Genomic DNA, 17,335 nt, shown 5'->3' on the forward strand with positions numbered 1-17,335 from the left:
AGGATCAGCGCCGGGCGAGCGCAAGGATGCCAGAACAGCGGCGGGAGAGGAGCAGGAGCAGGGTTGGCAGCAGCATGGTCAGCAGCACGTCCTTGGCACCTTCGCCCCACTGCATGCCGGGGTCGGGCCATCGCTCCACGACCAGGTCGTTCGCTTCGTTGGCGAGCTCCAGGCCGAAGGCCAGCAACCACGGACGCCGGTCTGCGACGTCCGTCCGCAGGATGGCTGCAACGACCAGTTGCAGGAGCACCCCGGCGATGACGTGGAGGCTGTCCATGCTCGCGCCGCTCAGGTGGGCGACGAACAGCTTGACCTGGTACCAGATGGGCAGGCCGGCGACTTAGGCCGGCGACACCGGCGGCGGCTTGATCGCATTGTCCTTGCCGCTGCCCGCGAGCAGGGCGATACCCGCCGCGAGCGTGGCGAGGCCGAGCAGGATGGGCAGGAAGCCAAGCCCGCGCATGGTTGCGCCGGTCGCCACGGGGGCAAGGGGCGCCGCTTGTTCAGCCACCGGCACCGGGGCCGCATCGACCTGCGGCAGGACGCAGCCGGGCACTCCTGCCTGCGCCGTTGCAGCAGTCGTCGCCGCCGCAGCGCCGCAGAGGGCCGCGCCCGAATTGGTGGAGCCGAGCGCACTCAGCGCAACCCACGGGCTGACGAGTGAGGCCTGAATAGCTTCGGTCCGAGCGGCTGCCACTGCCGGCGTGCTGGCCAGCATGGACAGGGCCACAGTTCCCGCAGCGATCTTGACAGTCAGCCCCACAACTTGCTCCTCGGCACACGAAACCGCCTTGGCGTAGCACACCCCGCTCTCATGTGAACCCCTCAAGTAAGCGGGACCGATTAAGAGATAACAAACGAAGCGACTGGGCGTCACTGGCGTCGGCAAGGCATCTCGCGCATAGCCCCTTGTGGATGTCCGATCACGAACAGAAGCCGCGGCTGGTGGTCGCCGCCAACTCCTTCTGGAACTTGCGGAATTTTCGAGGTGGGCTGATCCGTGGCCTAGCGGGTGCGGGTTTCGCCCTGACGCTGGTCGCACCCGACGCTGAGAACCAAGCCGGGCTGCCGGGCCGGGGGATCGCTCTGCCCATGCGTAGTGACGGCCTCAATCCGCTGGCGGATACGCGCTTGCTCTCTGCCTTCGTGGCGCTGCTCAAGCGGGAGCGGCCCGTCGCACTGCTCAGCTGGACCGCAAAGCCCAACATCTACGGCGCCCTCGCGGCGCGGCTTGCCGGAATTCCGGCCCTGCCCAACGTCAGCGGTCTCGGGACCGCGTTCATCCGGGGCGGCCTGCTCCAGCAGCTGCTGTCATCGCTGTATCGGGCGGCCTTCGCGCGCTGCCCAGCCGTGTTCTTCCAGAATGGCGAGGATCTCGACCTTTTCGTTGCCAAGCGGCTGGTGCGCCGCGAACAGGCGCGCTTACTGCCGGGCTCAGGGGTCGACCTGGCGCGGTTCGCCACCCACCCCATGCCCGCCGACGGGGGTCTGTTGCGGCTGCTGTTCGTCGGCCGACTGCTGGGCGACAAGGGGGTGCGGGAGCTCGTCGCGGCCGCGCGGATCCTCAAGCGCGAGCAGGCGCCCGTGTCGGTGCAATTGCTCGGCTTCGCGGGAGTAGCGAACCGGACGGCGATCACCGGCGCCGAGCTGGAGGGCTGGGTGCGGGACGGGCTGGTCGACTATCTGGGACATGCCGATGATGTTCGGCCAGCCTTGGCTCAGGCGCATGGGGTCGTGCTGCCATCCTACCGGGAAGGGCTGCCGCGCTCGCTGCTCGAAGCAGCCGCGGTTGGCCGGCCATTATTGGCGAGTGACGTGCCGGGCTGCCGGGATGTCGTTGCGGATGAGGTGAACGGGTACCTGTTTCCCGTCCGCTCGCCGGAGGGGCTGGCGGACGCCATCCGCCGCTGGCTGCGCCTCAGCCCGGCCGAGCGTGCCGCCATGGGCGAGGCCGCTCGGCGTACCGTCGAACAGCGGTTCAGCGAGGAGCAGGTGGTCACCGCTTACCTGCGCGAGCTCGACGCCTTGGTCGGACAGGCGCGGACATGAGCGGGATGCTTCGTCGCTGGCGGCGCTCACGCCAGGCCGAACGTCGAGGGGTCGAGGGGTACCGGGCCTATGGGATCGGAGACGTCCATGGCCGGCTCGATCTGCTCGTGGAATTGCTGGACCGCATCCGGGAGGATCACGCGGCGCGTGGCGACACCGCCGAGCTGCTGCTGGTGTTCCTCGGCGACCTGATCGACCGCGGCCCGGACAGCAGCGGCGTCGTCGAACTGGTACGCACCGGACCGATCCCGGGCGCCCGCACGGTTGCACTGGCTGGCAATCACGAAGAGGTGCTGCTGCGCCTCCTCGGCGGCGAGCGAGGGCTGCTGGCCCAATGGCTCAGTTTCGGCGGTGACGCCTGCCTTGCGAGCTACGGCGCCGATCCGCGCTTGTTCGAAGGTCTGCCGGAAAGCGAAGGCCTGGCCGAGCTGCAGCGCTTGATCCCGCCGGAGCACCGGGATTTTCTCGCCAGCCTGGCGGACACGTTCCGCTTCGGCGATTACCTGTTCGTCCATGCGGGTCTACGCCCGGGCACCGCGCTTCACAACCAGAGCCCGCGGGACCTGCGCTGGATTCGCCAGCCATTTCTGGATGATCCGCGCGACCATGGGATGACCGTGGTGCACGGCCACACCATCACGGAGGAAGTCGACATTCGAACGCATCGCATCGGCATCGACACTGGCGCTTACCGCAGTGGCGTACTGACAGCGCTGGCGATCGAGGGTGATCAGCATTGGCTCATCCAGCAACGAGCGTCATCAGAGCAAGGCGGAAAGGAGGTCCGATGACGATGGTCGAATGGCTGCCGCACGACCTCCAGCAGGCGGTCGCGGCCGAGCGGCGCCGCTGGCTGGTGACCGGGGCGGCGGGCTTCATCGGCTCAAACCTGGTTGAGGCATTGCTGGCGCTCGGCCAGGAGGTTGTCGGCCTCGACAATTTCGCAACCGGGCACCGGCGCAACCTGGACGAGGTGCTGGCCACGACGCAGGGCGGCAGCTTCCGGATGGTCGAAGGCGACATCCGCGATCGCGCCGCCTGCGCGGAGGCGGCCGCCGGGGTCGGTGTCGTGCTGCACCAGGCGGCATTGGGCTCGGTCCCGCGCTCGATCGCCGACCCGCTGACCAGCCACGACGTCAACGTCACCGGCTTCGCCAACATGCTCGAAGCGGCACGCTCCGCTGGCGTGCCCCGGTTCGTCTACGCGGCGTCCAGCTCCACCTACGGCGACGAGCCCCACCTCCCCAAGCGGGAAGAACGGATCGGCAACCCGCTGTCGCCCTATGCAGCGACCAAGCTTGCCAACGAGATCTACGCCGGCGTCTGGGCCCGCAGCTATGGCTATCGGGCGACCGGCCTGCGCTACTTCAACGTGTTCGGGCCTCGCCAGGACCCCGATGGCCCGTACGCTGCGGTCATCCCCAAGTGGGTGGCGGCGATGATCGCGGACGAGGAGATCGTCATCAACGGCGACGGCGAGACCAGCCGCGATTTCTGTTTCGTCGCCAACGCCGTGCAGGCGAACCTGCGCGCCGCCCTTGCGCCGGACGCGGCACAGGGCGAGGTCTACAATGTAGCGGTCGGAGAACGGACCTCGCTCAAGCGGCTGTTCGGCCTTTTGCGGGACGGCCTGGCCGAGCACGGCATGGTCTATGCGCGCGAACCGCGGTTCGGACCGGCGCGAGCAGGCGACGTGCGCCATTCGGAGGCCGACATCGGCAAGGCGGGCAGCCTGCTCAACTATCGTCCAACCCACAGCCTCGGCGCCGGCCTGGCGGCCGCACTGCCCTGGTACGTTCGAAATCGCTAAACTGCTTGTTAGCGAAGGAAACTTTGGTAGCGAGTAGCGGGGGGCACCGGGCAGCGACCAGGTATCGAGCGATGGTCGCGAGTCGCGGCAGGCGGGGAAGGGATTCAAGTCGTGGTACGGCAAGCGTCATTATTGTTGGTCGCACTGAGCGGGATGGCGCTTGCCGGGTGCGCCGACCGCCGTGGGGGTCCGATTCCCTATGACGTTGCGCTGGCCGCGCCCGACTTGCCCAAACCCGTCGCACTGGAGCAGAACTACCGGATAGCGCCGCTTGATACGCTGACCGTGAAGGTGTTCAAGATGCCGGACCTGTCGGGCGACTATGAAGTCGACCTGACCGGGAACCTGTCCATGCCGCTGATCGGCTCGATCCCGGCCGCCGAGCTGACCACCGCTGAACTGGATCAGCGGCTGACGGATCGGTACGGCGCGAAATATCTCGAGCACCCCGACATCACGGTTGGCGTCAAGGCTTCAACTCGTCGGAGCGTGACGGTGGATGGAGCGGTGAAGCAGAGCGGATCCTTCGCGATTGCTGGCCCGACCACCTTGATTCAGGCCGTCGCGCAGGCGGGCGGGACTGCCGAAGACGCCAACCCGCGCCGCGTTGCCATCTTCCGGACGGTCGCCGGCAAGCGGCAGGCAGCGGCCTTCGATCTCACTGACATCCGGCGCGGGAAGGCCGAGGATCCGGCGATCTATCCCGGTGACATCGTGGTGGTCGACGGCTCGTCCGTGAAGGCGGCCCAGAAGGCGCTGCTGCAGAACATTCCGCTTCTGTCCATCTTCCGTCCGTTCTAGCACCGGCCGACCCATGGGAAACAGCAACTCGTGAACCGCGACCTCGCCATTGGCGGCCCCGGCAACCGGGCATTGTCCGACCGGGTGGTTCCGCCGAACCGCACCATCGGCATCCACGAGCGACATCAGGGCCCGCGTCTCGATCTCCCGACCTTGCTGAGGATCGTGCGCGAGTGGCGCTGGCTGGTGCTTGGCGCCGCCGCGTTCGGACTGGCGCTTGGCGTGGTTACCACCCTGCTCAAGACGCCGCTCTACAAGGCCTGGGTCACGTTGGAGGTCAATCCGCCGCGGGTCGAGATCACCGACGAGCAGCAGCGCGAGCGGTCCAGTTCGGGCGACGACACCTGGGATTTCCTGCAGACCCAGGTCGGACTGCTCGGCAGCCGCAGCCTGGCCGAGCGGGTCGCACAGGACCTCAACCTCGTCAGCAACCCGGCCGTCGCCGGAAACGGCGATGCGACGGCACGGCTGAAGACGGCGGCGTCGACGGTCGCTGGCGGACTGCAGGTTACGGCGCCTGAGGAGGGACGGCTGATCCGCTTCAACTACACCAGTGCCGACCCGGCGCTGGCGGCGCAGATTGCCAACGGGGTCGCGGACGGATTCATCAATTCCAACCTGCAACGCCGCTTCGAAGCGTCCAACTACGCGCGCCGCTTCCTTGAGCGGCAGATCGGCAGGACCCGCAACGACCTGGAACGGTCGGAGAAGCAGCTGGTCAGCTATGCCCAGAGCCAGGGCATCATCAATCTTGGCGAGGCGGGCGACGGCAAAAGCGGATCGAGCGATGGCGGTTCGCTGCAGGCCGAGTCGCTTTCCGCGCTCAACAGCGCGCTGGCGGAAGCGACCGCCAAGCGCGTAGCGGCCGAGGGCGCCTACCGCGCCGCCCTGTCGAGCGGTCCAACCACGGAAGTGAACACCAGCACGCAGGCGCTGCGCCAGAGCAGGGCTGCGCTGGAAGCGGAATACCAGGACAAGCGCACGCTCCTGAAACCCGACCATCCTGACATGCTGAGCCTGCGGTCCCGCATTGACGAACTCGACCGACAGATCGCGCGCGAAACGGCGCGGGTCAGCGGCGGTCGCTCCAACTCGCTTGCGCAGGAGTATCGCGCGGCCCTGGCGGCGGAGCGGGCTCTGCAGGGGCGGGTCTCCGGGCTGAAGGGCTCCGTGCTCGACCTGCGCGGGCGCAGCGTGCGGTACAACATCCTCCAGCGCGAGGTGGACACCAACCGGGCGCTCTATGATGCCCTGCTGCAGCGCTACAAGGAGATCGGGGTTGCCGGCGGGATCGGCGCTGCGCCGATCTCGATCGTCGACCGGGCCGACGTGCCGGGTGCGCCGTTCACCCCCAACATGCCCCTCAATCTGATGATCGGCTTGGGGCTGGGCGTGCTCGCCGGCGTCGGTGCGGCGGTCGGATTCGAGTTCCTGAGCGACACCGTCAGGACCCGGGAAGATGTCCGATCCAAGCTCCAGGTCGCCTGCCTGGGCTCGGTACCGAAGCATGGCGGCCGGGGCGCGGGCGGGCCGCTGGTCGACGAGTTGCGCAACCCCTCGTCACCGGTCTCGGAGGCGTACACGGCGGTCACCGCGGCGCTGCGGTTCACGACGGAAGAAGGCGTGCCGCGCACGCTGCTGGTCACCTCCACGCGGGAAAGCGAAGGCAAGTCGTCCACCGCGCTGGCCGTGTCGCAAAGCTTCGCCCGGCAGGGCCGGTCCGTCCTGCTGATCGACGCCGACCTGCGCAAGCCGTCGTTCCAGACCGGCCGCGACGAGCAGGGCCTGACCGGGCTGCTCACCAACCATGACCAGCTGGCCGAACAGGTCGTCCCGACTCAGTTCGAGAACATGTGGCTGCTGCCGTGCGGGCCGCTGCCCCCCAACCCCGCCGACCTGCTGTCCACTCGCCGCTTCGGCGCTATCCTGGAGGAAGCAGCCCAGCAGTTCGACGTGGTGGTCGTCGACGGGCCGCCCATCCTCGGCCTCGCCGACGCCCCGCTGCTGTCCGCCAGTGTCCACGGCGTGCTGTTCGTCGTGGAAAGCGGCAAGACCCGCACCCGCGCGGCGGTGGAATCGCTCAACCGGGTGGAAGCGTCGGGCGCCCACGTGCTCGGCGCGGTGCTGACCAAGTCGACCGAGCGTGACGGCGGTGCCGGATATTACAGCTATCGCTACGGGCAGGTCGAGGACCGGCGGCCGAACAAGCTGGTCATGATCGCGCACCAGCCCGCGGGCGAGGAGCAGTCCCCGCGTTGATCCGGCGCGCAGGGCTCGTCGTCGCGACTCTTGCAGCGGCCGTGCTGGCTATTCGGGAGGCGACGGTGGACGCCTTTTCCGAGCAACGGCCGGAGCTTGCCGCGAAGCTGTGGGCGAACCACCCGAAGGTCGTCGCCGCGCGCGGCATGGCGGCGATCGGCGCCGCCGCGGCAGTGGGCAAGCCGCCACCACCCGCGGTCACCACGGCGATCAGGTCCATTATCCGGCGCGATCCGCTGAACGCCGCCCCCTTGCTGGTCGCCGGAACGGAGGCCTTTGCGACGGGTCAGGTCGGGCGAGCCGAGCGCCTGCTGCTCGCGAGTGGCGAGCGCGACCCCTTCGCTCCAGCGCCGCGCTTCCTGCTGACGGACCTCTATCTGCGGCAGGGCAGGGCTAGCGAAGGAATGCGCCAGCTCGACTATCTGCTCCGCCGGGTGGGTCCGAACGCCACCGCGCTGCTGCCGTCGCTCGTCCGGTTCGCCCACTTGCCGGGCGGCGCCGATCAGTTGCGGCCGCTGGTGGCCGGCCAGCCGGAGTTGCGCGAACCGCTGCTGGAGCTGCTGGCGGCCGATCCTGTCAATCTGCCAGCGATCCTTGCGCTGGCGGGGCCGCGCAAGCGCGGCGCGGCTCCGCAATGGCAGGCGACACTGCTGGCCTCCATGGTCGAGCGGCAGGACTATCAGAGTGCGCACCGGCTGTGGCTGCGGCTCGGCGGGACCGAGGCAGGTGGCGAAAGCCGGCTGTTCAACCCGCATTTCCTGCCCGGAGGTCCGCCGCCACCATTTAACTGGCGCCTCGGCAGTGGCAGCGGCGGCGTCGCGGAAGCGCAGCCGGGGGGCGGGCTCCATCTGCTCTACTACGGCCGCGAGAACATGGTCTTGGCTGAGCAGCTGCTGTTGCTTGCACCGGGCAAGTATCGTCTGCGACAGGAATGGGCGGGGGAAGTCGCCAACCTGTCATGGGCGCTGGTCTGCCTGCCCGCTGGTACAACCCAACAAGGCGCTGCGGAAGCGGAGCCGCGCTTCACGGTCACGGCGGGCTGCGCAGCGCAGCGGCTGGAGCTGCGCGGAACGGTCGCGGACTCGAGCTCGACGACCGATGCCATCATCCGGCAGGTCCGTCTGGTGCGCGAGAACGGCCGATGAACCAGCGGGTCCGCCATGCGGTTGTGCCGTGCTACCTCCTGCTCTGCCTGTTCCTGGGCGGAAGTGCCCAAGGAGTGTGGGGCAACCTGGTCCTGCAATTGGTCGGGGTCGGCATCCTTGCGTGGGCCCTGTGGGCTGATGACCCCGTGAGCCCGAGCCGCTCCGCTCGCCAACTTGGATGGACCGCAGCGGGCAGCATCCTGTTGATATTGCTCCAGCTGATCCCGCTGCCGCCCGCCGTGTGGACGCTGCTGCCGGGCCGTGCCCCGGCGGTCACGGGCTTCCGGCTGCTCGGTGAGCCGCTGCCCTGGCTGCCCCTGTCGCTCACTCCTTACGACAGTCTGTCCTGCCTGCCGCCGCTGATCCCGCCGCTGGCGATCCTCGCGGCGATGCTGCGTGGAGGCGTTTACCGAAGCTCATGGCTGGCCGCGGCCATCGTACTGGGCGCGCTGGCCTCAATCCTGCTTGGTGCAATGCAGGCGACCACCGGATATTATTACCTCTACCCTTATTCGAGCCTCGGTTCGGCGACCGGTTTCTTCGCGAACGGCAATTTCCTGGGCACCTTGCTGCTGACCGCGGTCGCCTATCTCGCCGCCCTCACCTCGCGCGGGCGCGGGGATGATCGCCGGGGCGGGCCGCTGCTGGCAATCGGCCCGCTCCTCGTCCTGCTGGTCGGCCTGGCGCTGAGCCGGTCGCTCGCCGCCCTGCTGCTCACCTTGCCGGTCGTGCTGGCCAGCGTCCTGCTGTTCGGCACGGCACTGGTTCGCAGCAGCAAGTGGGTCGCCTGGGTGGCGGCGGGCGCCGCAGTGCTTGCATTGGCCGGCTACACCCGGCTCCCGGCACTGACCGACCCGAACAACGCCGTGTCCAGCGCAAGCCGCGCCACCATCTACCGCACCACGGGTGAAGCCATCGCCGAAGTCTTTCCGGCCGGCTCCGGCGCCGGGTCATTCGCACGCGTCTATGCGCTGCACGAGCAGCCGGCGGCGTTCCAGGGCGCGTACGTCAACCACGCCCACAACGACTACCTCGAGATCGCGCTGGAATTCGGACTGCCCGGCCTCGCCCTGCTCGCCTGGTTCCTCTGGTGGTGGGTAGGGCGCGCGATCGCCATCTGGCGGTCCCCGGCAAGCAGTGCCTACGCCCGAGCGGCAAGCATCGCTTCGGCGGCGATCCTGGCCCACAGCTTGGTCGACTTCCCGGCCCGTAACGCCGCCCTGGCCAGTGTCTTGGCCGCCTCGGTCGCACTAATGGCCGAACCGCGCCGATGGAGCGCCCGGGTGGTGTCGGACGAGCGGCCGGCGCGGCACCTTACCCTGTCATGAGTCGCCGTCCGACCAGTTCGGCGACGCGCCGCCAGCTCTCCCGCAGCGGAAAGGCCAGGCCGTTCCCGATCAGGAGCTGCGACAGGTGAATGCCGGCGGTGCCCAGCCGGCGGTCGGTCGGCTCCATGAGCAACTCCATCTGCCTGATCGCTTCCGCCGAAAGGCGACGGGTCGCCCAGTCGGCCTCCAGCCCGGTTGCGAGCGGCAGATCGAACAGCTCCGAGGCAAGAAGCAGGGCCACGCTGCCGGCCCGCCCGCACCCGAGCGCCAGCATGCGCGCATGGACACCCGCAAGCTCGACAGAGCCCCGTCCAAGCAGCAGATTGGCGAAATCCGCCAACCACTTGAGGCGGAACCAGGCGCTGGATGCGCCATGAACGGCGAGGTAGGCGAGCAACTCCGGCTCGGGCAGGGTCGGGAGCTGGAGCCCGGGCGCGACCTCGACCAGCCGCGCCGGAGTGGCGGCGGTCACTCCCGCCATCACCCGCGGATTGTCGTTCAGCCGGCTGTGCAGTTCGAGCAGCAGGTTGCCGGGGCCACGCCAGACCGACTCCTTGGATCGGCGGTGCCAGGCCGTGATCAGTCGCGGGTCCGCAGGAAGCTCCGGCCGGTAACCGAGCGCCAGCAGCAGCGGCGCTGCACGGCCAACATCGTGGGGCAGCACCAAGAGGTCGATGTCCCGGCTCATCTTCACCAGCGCGTCGCCATAGGCGAGCCGCGACAGGGTCAGGCCCTTGACGAACAGCAGCGGCAATCGCTCCTTGCCAAAGGCGATTGCGAGGCGCCGGCATTCCGCCGCCGAGTGGAGGTTGGTAGCCGCCGTCGCCTGCGCTTCCCGTTTCAGGGCGGCACCGATCGCCGGCGGCAGTTCTCGGCGCTGTTGCGCAAGGCGTCGCCACAGCAACCCGCCAATCCGGTGGCGCTCGGCGAGGCGGGGGAGGCGATCCCATCCGCCAGGGGGCGCGGCAAGCCGGTCCGTTCCCGGCAGGCAGGCGGCTGCGAGCCAGCGCAGCTGCTCGGACGGGACAGGCTTCCGGATCGTCACTTGCCGCCCGCTACCATGACGCGGCGCGATGATGGAGCCCCGCGCTGACCGGCACGCCGCGTTCCTATCGCCTGTACGGCCTGACCATGGTCAGCGACCTGACGCTGCCGGAACTCCAGTGCACGGGCGCATCACCGCTCGAGTATGACGTCATCCTGCGTGTAGGCGGCCTGCCGTCCGGGTTGCCGACGAAAGCCGGCCTGCATCAGGCAGGTGGCGGCACCTTGCTCAACATAGCGGGGGTCGGCCGCTACTATTGCGCAAGCGGTCGGGAGCTGCGCGTCGAGCCGCTGCCGGAGGCACCCGCGCGCAACGTCCGCCTGTTTCTGCTCGGGTCCGGGCTGGCGATGCTGCTGCATCGACGGGGACTGCTGCCACTCCATGGCAATTCCGTCGTCATCGACGGTCGGGCCTATGTGTTCCTGGGCCCATCCGGGTCGGGCAAGTCGAGCCTTGCAGCCTGGCTGCACGACCGCGGGCATCGGCTGATGGCCGACGACGTCTCCGTCGTTGCGATCGGCTCGGACGATCGGGCGGAAGTGCGCCCGGGCCTGCCACGCCTGCGCCTCTGGCAGGACGCGGTCGAGCGGAGCGGGCGCACTGTCGCGGGCCTGCGGCGTTCGTTCGACGAGCCCGAGCCGCTCGACAAGTTCGACCTTCCCGTGAACCGCGTCGCGACGGACGCGGTGCCGCTCGGGGGAGTGCTGCTGCTGGCGCGTGGCGGCGAGCCCACGCTCGCACCAATCCGCGGAATGGCATCGGTGCAAGCCTTGTTCGCCAACATCTATCGCGGGGAGTATCTGCGCGGGGCCGAACACCAGGCGCAATGGCAGGCCTGCGTGCGCATCGCGCGAACCTGTCCGGTCTGGTCGTGGAAACGGCGCTGGGATGCCGCCTGCTATGACGAGGACGCCGAGCTGCTGGTCGGTGCGTTGCGCAATGGTGGGGAGATGGGTGCCGCCGGTACGCCCGCGTCAGCATAAGCCTTCAGGAACAGGCCCGCCGCGAGCGCGTCGGCAAGGCCGACCCGATACCGGCCGTAGACGGGGCCGGAATTCCACCCGCCGGTCGGCCAATGGCGGGCGGCAGCCGCCATTGCCTCGAGATCGAGCAACTCGCGCGCCAGCGGCACAGCGCCCACCTCGTCCAGCAGCGCGCGCGCTCTGGCCTGGCTGAAGTGGAGAAACCAGTCGGCGCCCTGCAGCCCACGCAACGGATTGGACAAGATCTCCGGCGGTACCCGGTCGGCCAACGCGGCCCGGGCGAGCGGCCGCATGACGCCGCCTTTCAGGCATAGATCCGGGGGCAGGGTGAGGGCGAACTCGATCAAGCGCCGGTCGGCCATGACATCGCATTCCATCGGCTCGCCTGCGGCAACCGCGCCCTTGCGGAACGCGCCCTCGTCCTCGCAGCGGATTGCGTCCAGCCGGTCGGTCGCGGGCGAGCCGGTCGACCTTCGATCCGGGACGGGCTGTCGCCACTCGGCGCGGACAAAGGCGCTGCCGGCCGGCTCCACGGTGTTCTGGAAGGCTCGGGTGACCATCCCGAACAGTGGAGCGGGAAGCCGGTGGCCGAAGCTGTTGATGAGGATGCCGCGCCAGCGCACCTGGCCGGTCTGCGCGGCGGCTCGGGCCTCGCCCCACCACGCGCGCCACTGCCCGGCGTCTAGGTAACCGGCGATGCTGCCGAGGCCGCCGGCGTTGAGAGTCAGATTGCCGAGCTCGCCGGTCAGGAGGGTGGTGGCGCCGAGCACGGCCGCGTGACGGCGAATCTCCGCCCACCACGACCAGTTGAACGGCGCAAGCACCATCGTCTGGGACAGCGCGATCTGCCGGCGGATCGTTTCGAACGGATCATCCGTCTCCCGGACGACCTCATGCCGAATGCCGTAGTGGTTGGCCGCAAGCGCTGCCAGGGCGGTCTCGTCGGCGCGTCGGCCGCGGGGAAGCCCTTCTTCCACGTCGGCGGTCGGCCCGGAGGTGAAGGCGGTCAGTCGATCCGGCGCGACCAGCCGGGCGGCGGTGGCAGTCACCGCGTTGCTGTCCCACCCGGAACTGAGGTGCGTCGCGACCGGGCCATCCCTCAGCCGGCTGCGGACCGCCTCTTCGATCAGCGCGCGATACCGTTCGACATGATGGGCGCCCCGACTGTCAGTTAGGGTGGACGGGTTCCAGTAAATCCGCGAGCGAAGTTCCCGGTCGTGCACGGTGACGAGCTCGCCCGGCCGGACGCGGGCCACGCTATCGAACACCGTCGCGGCATCGGCCAGGGGCACCTGCGCCAGCCGCCGAGCCATTGTGCGCAGGCACGGCCGAAGCGACGCTCCGAAGCGCGCCAGGCAGTTCGGCATCGACGCGAACGCCAGTCCGCCGTTGACCTTGGCATAAAAGAGCGGCAGCTGCCCGGTGACGTCGCGCGCGAGGGTGAGGCGCCGGGTTCGTCGATCGTGGACGGCGAACGCGAAGTCGCCGGCCAGCCGGTCGAGCACATGCTCGCCCCATTCCAGCCATGCGGTGGACAGCACGGCGGCGTCGCTTGCCCGGTGGGACAATCCAAGCGCGCTCGTCAGTTCGTGCCGGTTGTCGAGCCGGAGGTCGGCCGCGACGAGTAGCGGGCCGTGCTCCAGGATGGCGTCGGCCGGTCGGGCCGCCAGCCAGATGCCCGGAGCCGAGATCAGCGCGGCCTGGCCGCTCCCGTAGGGCTGGAGGTCATCGGCAGCGAGCAAGCACTGGCCGGCGCGCGCCGACGGCTCGCCTTTACCTAACAGCCCTGCGAACGCTGCCACGACACGGGCCTGAGGGAGCGCCTGTTACGAACGCTGACCCGTGTTGGCCTTGCCGTCCTGAACATTGTTGGTGGTGCTGCTTTCGGCATCGCCAGCGCGGATCGTCTTCACTTCCGGCGTGCGCCACTGCTTTTTCGCCATGCTCTGCTCCCTGTGCCCGGCTGGTGCTGGCGAAGGCCGGCTTCGCTGCCACGGTCTGCTGGTTATCTATCCGCAGACCAGGTGATCGACAAGCCGAGCCAAATCTTTCCAAGTCGGCAACGGGCCGGAGCGCTCACGCACCCCGACCCGCGCCACAACAGCTGTCCGTCCCGTTTGGTCTTGGGGATTAACGGAACAGCGACATGATCGCCTGGGGAGCCTGGTTGGCGATCGACAGCGCCTGGATGCCCAGCTGCTGCTTGACCTGCAGGGCCTGAAGCCGCGCGGACTCCTTGGCCAGGTCGGCGTCGACGAGGTTGCCGACGCTGCCCTCGATGACGTCGCTCAGCTTGCTCGTGAACGAGAGCTGGGCGTCGATCTTGCGCGACGCGGAACCGAGCGTCGACAAGGAGGTCTTGAGGTTCGACTGGCTGGTGGTCAGCGTGTCGACCATTGCCTGCGCCGCAGCCTGCGTGTTGACCTGGCCGGTGGTCGCGACCGTGATCACCGAACCGCCGAGGTCCAGGCCCTGGTTGGCCACGCTCAGGGAGTCCGGATCCCAGGTGCCGCCGGACACGCCATCCTGCAGGGATTGCAGCGCGGAAACGCTGCCGCCACCGCCCTTGAGGATGTTGGTGCCGTTGAAGTCGGCCGAGTTCACCACCGTGGTGATGCGGTCGCGCAAGGCAACGAAGTCCTGGTTGATCGCATTGCGGCTGGCCTGGTCGATGCCCGAGTCCGAGGCCTCGTAGGCCTTCTTCTTCATGTCGATCAGGATGTCCGAAATCTGTTCGGCACCGGCAACGGCGACGTCCGTCACGCTCTTGGCCCGGTTCAGCGACGAGCTGACGGACTGCAGGCCGCCCATGTCGCTGCGCAGGGTCTGCGCAATGGCGTAGGCTGCGCTGTCGTCCTTGGTGGAGGCGACGTTGTAGCCGCTATTGATGCGGCTCTGGGTCTGCGCCATCGCCTTGTTGGTCGAGCCGAGGCTCTGCAGGGCGGCCATCGCGCCGACGTTGGTGTTTACCGAGAAACCCATGGTCATTCTCCCATTCTGGGGTTGGAGAGGACCGCCTTCTGCGATCCTGCCGCGGCCCGGCCGCTGCACTTCGCTTCATGGGAAGGATTTCCACGGCGCGGTCCGGGTCCTCGGAAATTTTCGTGGTGAACTGGTCGTTAGGGACCCACGCGCCCGCGTCGCGCACAAGAAAACGGCCCCGTGTCGGATGACACGGAGCCGTTCCCTGTAACCAAACTGCTGGAGCAGCTTACTCGGCGGCGGGTGCCTCCGGAGCCTCGTCCGTCTCTGATTGCTCGGGCACGGCAGGCGCGTCGTTCGGGGCACCGCCAATCGCGCGCCGGCCCTTGCCCTTCGGCTTGGTCGCCTTGGGCGCGGCTGGCGTGATCTCGAACACCGGGTTGTTGTCCTTGATCCGGATCTTGACCTCGCCGCCGTTGACCAGCTTGCCGAACAGCAATTCCTCCGCCAGCGGCTGCTTGATCTTCTCCTGCACCAGGCGACCCATCGGACGCGCGCCGTAGAGCTTGTCGTAGCCGCGCGCCGTCAGCCACTCCCGGGCCTCGTCGTCGAGGTCGATGTGGACTCCGCGATCCGCCAGCTGAAGCTCCAGCTGGAGGATGAACTTGTCCACCACCCTGCTGACCACGGCCGGCGGCAGGTAGCCGAACGGCACCACCGCATCGAGGCGGTTGCGGAATTCGGGCGTGAACATCTTCTTGATCGCGTCTTCCTGCACGTCCTCGCGGCTCATCGCCCCGAAGCCGATGCTCTCGCGCGCCATGTCCGACGCACCGGCGTTGGTGGTCATGATCAGGATGGTGTTGCGGAAGTCGACCGTCTTGCCGTGGTGATCGGTCAGCTTGCCGTTGTCCATCACCTGCAGCAGGATGTTGAACAGGTCCGGGTGCGCCTTTTCGATCTCGTCGAGCAGGAGGACGCTATGCGGCTGCTGATCCACCGCGTCGGTCAGCAGACCGCCCTGATCGTAGCCGACATAGCCCGGAGGAGCGCCGATCAGCCGGCTGACCGAGTGCCGCTCCATATACTCCGACATGTCGAAGCGCTGCAGCGGAATGCCCATGATCGACGCGAGCTGACGAGCGACCTCCGTCTTGCCGACGCCGGTGGGCCCCGAGAACAGGTAGTTGCCGATCGGCTTGTCGGGATCGCGGAGACCCGCCCGGCTGAGCTTGATCGCCGAGGCGAGCTTCTCGATCGCCAGGTCCTGCCCGAACACAACCCGCTTGAGGTCGCCCTCGAGGTTGGCGAGCGTCTTCTTGTCGTCGGTGCTGACGCTCTTGGGTGGGATGCGCGCCATGGTCGCAACGACCTGCTCGATCTCCTTGGCGGTGATCACCTTCTTCCGCTTGTTCGGCGGCACCAGCATCTGCATCGCGCCGACCTCGTCGATCACGTCGATCGCCTTGTCAGGCAGCTTGCGGTCGTGGATGTAGCGGGCGCTCAGCTCCACTGCCGACTTGATGCTGTCGGGGGTGTAGCGCACCCCGTGGTGCTGCTCGAACGAGGAGCGCAGGCCGGCGATGATCTTGATCGTGTCCTCGATCGTCGGCTCGTTCACGTCGATCTTCTGGAAGCGCCGGAGCAGCGCCCGGTCCTTCTCGAAGTGGTTGCGGAACTCCTTGTAAGTGGTCGAGCCGATGCAGCGGATGGCGCCGCTCGACAGGGCCGGCTTGAGGAGGTTGGACGCGTCCATGGCACCGCCGCTGGTTGCGCCGGCGCCGATCACCGTGTGAATCTCGTCAATGAACAGGATGGCGTGCGGCATCTTCTCCAGTTCGGAGACGACACTCTTGAGGCGCTCCTCAAAATCGCCGCGGTAGCGCGTGCCGGCCAGCAGCGCGCCCATGTCGAGCGAGTAGATGACGGCTTCCTTGAGCACCTCGGGCACGTCGCCCTCGACGATCTTGCGGGCGAGGCCTTCCGCGATGGCGGTCTTGCCGACGCCGGGATCACCCACATAGAGCGGGTTGTTCTTGGACCGGCGGCAGAGGATCTGCACCGTCCGGTCGACCTCGGCCATGCGGCCGATCAGAGGATCAACCTTGCCGACCTTGGCCTTCTCGTTGAGGTCGACGGTGAACTGCTTCAACGCCGATTCCTTCTTGTCCGACTTGGTCTCGGTCGGCTGGTCCGGGTTGCCCGGGGTCGCGCCGGCGGTCGGGGCCTCGCCCGTCTCGCCCTTGCCCACGCCGTGGCTGATGTAGGTCACTGCATCGAGCCGGCTCATGTCCTGCTGCTGCAGGAAGTAAACGGCATAGCTCTCGCGCTCGGAGAACAGGGCGACCAGCACGTTGGCACCGGTCACTTCGTCGCGCCCGGACGACTGGACGTGCAGGATGGCGCGCTGGACCACGCGCTGGAACCCGCTGGTCGGGGTCGGGTCGGTGCCGCTGTCGGCGACCAGGGCGCCAAGCTCCCCGTCAAGGTACTGCTTGACGGTGGCCTTCAGTTCATCGCGGTTGACGCCGCAGGCGGTCATCACCTTGGACGCATGGCCGTCGTCGATGAGCGCCATGAGCAGGTGTTCGAGGGTGGCATATTCGTGACGCCGGCGGCTCGCCTCGCCGAGGGCGTTGTGGAGGGTCTGTTCAAGGTCACGGGCGAAACTGGGCATTGGTTACTCCTTGCCGAACGCGAGAACGCCCTCGGACTTGCTCCATATGTCGTAAGCGGTTCGACCCTCATCAAGGGTCCAGGAACAAGCGCCGGGGCGGACCTTATCGCTTGAACAATGCATCGGCTGCCGACCGGTGCCGGGACGCGGCCGCCATGTGGGCCTGCACTCGGGCGATTTCCGCCTGAAGCGCGGCGATCCGCTCCTCCAGCTCGTCCACGCTCAGGGGTTCGAGGTCCTGGCGGGCGAGGAGGACCAGCGGGTCGTCCGGCTTGGACGAGAAGAAATCGTCATCCATCACGGCAACGTTGACCCG

Annotated in this window: 15 protein-coding genes; 8 read left to right on the plus strand and 7 right to left on the minus strand. The window is 68.2% G+C overall.

Annotated features, from left to right (window positions below; all coding sequences use genetic code 11):
* Positions 1–4: 4 nt before the first annotated feature.
* Positions 5–277, minus strand: a complete 273-nt coding sequence (locus OMW55_RS04530) for a hypothetical protein (RefSeq protein ID WP_264881162.1) — start codon at positions 275–277, stop codon at positions 5–7.
* 63 nt (positions 278–340) lie between these two features.
* Positions 341–763 (minus strand): hypothetical protein, encoded by a 423-nt coding sequence (locus OMW55_RS04535; RefSeq protein ID WP_264881163.1) that lies wholly within the window; start codon positions 761–763, stop codon positions 341–343.
* 152 nt (positions 764–915) lie between these two features.
* On the opposite strand from OMW55_RS04535, the gene OMW55_RS04540 reads away from it, so the two are divergent.
* The 7 genes from OMW55_RS04540 to OMW55_RS04570 all read left to right on the plus strand — a co-directional run bounded on the left by OMW55_RS04540 (position 916) and on the right by OMW55_RS04570 (position 9,392).
* Positions 916–2,049: a glycosyltransferase family 4 protein gene (locus tag OMW55_RS04540; RefSeq protein WP_264881164.1), complete on the plus strand. Its 1,134-nt coding sequence runs from the start codon at positions 916–918 to the stop codon at positions 2,047–2,049.
* On the plus strand, positions 2,046–2,840 hold the full coding sequence (locus tag OMW55_RS04545; RefSeq protein WP_264881165.1) for a metallophosphoesterase family protein: 795 nt from the start codon (positions 2,046–2,048) through the stop codon (positions 2,838–2,840). Before OMW55_RS04540 ends, OMW55_RS04545 begins: the two co-directional genes overlap by 4 nt.
* A complete protein-coding gene (locus OMW55_RS04550) occupies positions 2,837–3,859 on the plus strand; it encodes an SDR family oxidoreductase (protein ID WP_264881166.1) in 1,023 nt (340 codons plus the stop codon). The genes OMW55_RS04545 and OMW55_RS04550 overlap by 4 nt, the downstream gene beginning before the upstream one ends.
* A 132-nt stretch (positions 3,860–3,991) precedes the next feature.
* Positions 3,992–4,660 (plus strand): polysaccharide biosynthesis/export family protein, encoded by a 669-nt coding sequence (locus tag OMW55_RS04555; RefSeq protein ID WP_264881167.1) that lies wholly within the window; start codon positions 3,992–3,994, stop codon positions 4,658–4,660.
* A 30-nt stretch (positions 4,661–4,690) separates the two neighbouring features.
* On the plus strand, positions 4,691–6,919 hold the full coding sequence (locus OMW55_RS04560) for a GumC family protein (RefSeq protein ID WP_264881168.1): 2,229 nt from the start codon (positions 4,691–4,693) through the stop codon (positions 6,917–6,919).
* Entirely contained in the window at positions 6,916–8,064 is a 1,149-nt protein-coding gene (locus tag OMW55_RS04565; protein WP_264881169.1) for a tetratricopeptide repeat protein, read from the plus strand. The genes OMW55_RS04560 and OMW55_RS04565 overlap by 4 nt, the downstream gene beginning before the upstream one ends.
* Positions 8,061–9,392 carry an O-antigen ligase family protein gene (locus OMW55_RS04570; RefSeq protein ID WP_264881170.1) on the plus strand — a complete coding sequence of 444 codons (1,332 nt, stop codon included), beginning with the start codon at positions 8,061–8,063 and terminating at the stop codon, positions 9,390–9,392. The genes OMW55_RS04565 and OMW55_RS04570 overlap by 4 nt, the downstream gene beginning before the upstream one ends.
* Here OMW55_RS04570 and OMW55_RS04575 read toward each other — a convergent pair.
* Positions 9,379–10,437: a nucleotidyltransferase family protein gene (locus tag OMW55_RS04575; RefSeq protein ID WP_264881172.1), complete on the minus strand. Its 1,059-nt coding sequence runs from the start codon at positions 10,435–10,437 to the stop codon at positions 9,379–9,381. The genes OMW55_RS04570 and OMW55_RS04575 overlap by 14 nt on opposite strands.
* An 86-nt stretch (positions 10,438–10,523) precedes the next feature.
* On the opposite strand from OMW55_RS04575, the gene OMW55_RS04580 reads away from it, so the two are divergent.
* Positions 10,524–11,420, plus strand: a complete 897-nt coding sequence (locus OMW55_RS04580) for a hypothetical protein (protein WP_264881173.1) — start codon at positions 10,524–10,526, stop codon at positions 11,418–11,420.
* Here OMW55_RS04580 and OMW55_RS04585 read toward each other — a convergent pair.
* The 4 genes from OMW55_RS04585 to OMW55_RS04600 all read right to left on the minus strand — a co-directional run bounded on the left by OMW55_RS04585 (position 11,336) and on the right by OMW55_RS04600 (position 17,317).
* Entirely contained in the window at positions 11,336–13,222 is a 1,887-nt protein-coding gene (locus tag OMW55_RS04585; protein ID WP_264881175.1) for an asparagine synthase-related protein, read from the minus strand. The two genes, OMW55_RS04580 and OMW55_RS04585, sit on opposite strands and share 85 nt — an antisense overlap.
* A gap of 328 nt (positions 13,223–13,550) precedes the next feature.
* Positions 13,551–14,402, minus strand: a complete 852-nt coding sequence (locus OMW55_RS04590; RefSeq protein WP_264881176.1) for a flagellin — start codon at positions 14,400–14,402, stop codon at positions 13,551–13,553.
* Positions 14,403–14,631: 229 nt separating this feature from the next.
* Positions 14,632–17,019 carry an ATP-dependent Clp protease ATP-binding subunit ClpA gene (gene clpA / locus OMW55_RS04595; RefSeq protein WP_264881178.1) on the minus strand — a complete coding sequence of 796 codons (2,388 nt, stop codon included), beginning with the start codon at positions 17,017–17,019 and terminating at the stop codon, positions 14,632–14,634.
* A gap of 103 nt (positions 17,020–17,122) precedes the next feature.
* A complete protein-coding gene (locus tag OMW55_RS04600) occupies positions 17,123–17,317 on the minus strand; it encodes a DUF1192 domain-containing protein (RefSeq protein WP_264881180.1) in 195 nt (64 codons plus the stop codon).
* Positions 17,318–17,335: the final 18 nt, after the last annotated feature.

Source organism: Sphingomonas arvum (assembly GCF_026013565.1).
Classification (GTDB): Bacteria; Pseudomonadota; Alphaproteobacteria; order Sphingomonadales; family Sphingomonadaceae; genus Sphingomicrobium; species Sphingomicrobium arvum.

Coding starts and splice junctions, on each gene's coding strand:
- OMW55_RS04530 (WP_264881162.1), bottom strand. CDS start 277: ATGGACAGCCTCCACGTCATCGCCGGGGTGCTCCTGCAACTGGTCGTT.
- OMW55_RS04580 (WP_264881173.1), top strand. CDS start 10,524: ATGGTCAGCGACCTGACGCTGCCGGAACTCCAGTGCACGGGCGCATCA.
- OMW55_RS04550 (WP_264881166.1), top strand. CDS start 2,837: ATGACGATGGTCGAATGGCTGCCGCACGACCTCCAGCAGGCGGTCGCG.
- clpA (WP_264881178.1), bottom strand. CDS start 17,019: ATGCCCAGTTTCGCCCGTGACCTTGAACAGACCCTCCACAACGCCCTC.
- OMW55_RS04600 (WP_264881180.1), bottom strand. CDS start 17,317: ATGGATGACGATTTCTTCTCGTCCAAGCCGGACGACCCGCTGGTCCTC.
- OMW55_RS04590 (WP_264881176.1), bottom strand. CDS start 14,402: ATGGGTTTCTCGGTAAACACCAACGTCGGCGCGATGGCCGCCCTGCAG.
- OMW55_RS04540 (WP_264881164.1), top strand. CDS start 916: ATGTCCGATCACGAACAGAAGCCGCGGCTGGTGGTCGCCGCCAACTCC.
- OMW55_RS04545 (WP_264881165.1), top strand. CDS start 2,046: ATGAGCGGGATGCTTCGTCGCTGGCGGCGCTCACGCCAGGCCGAACGT.
- OMW55_RS04570 (WP_264881170.1), top strand. CDS start 8,061: ATGAACCAGCGGGTCCGCCATGCGGTTGTGCCGTGCTACCTCCTGCTC.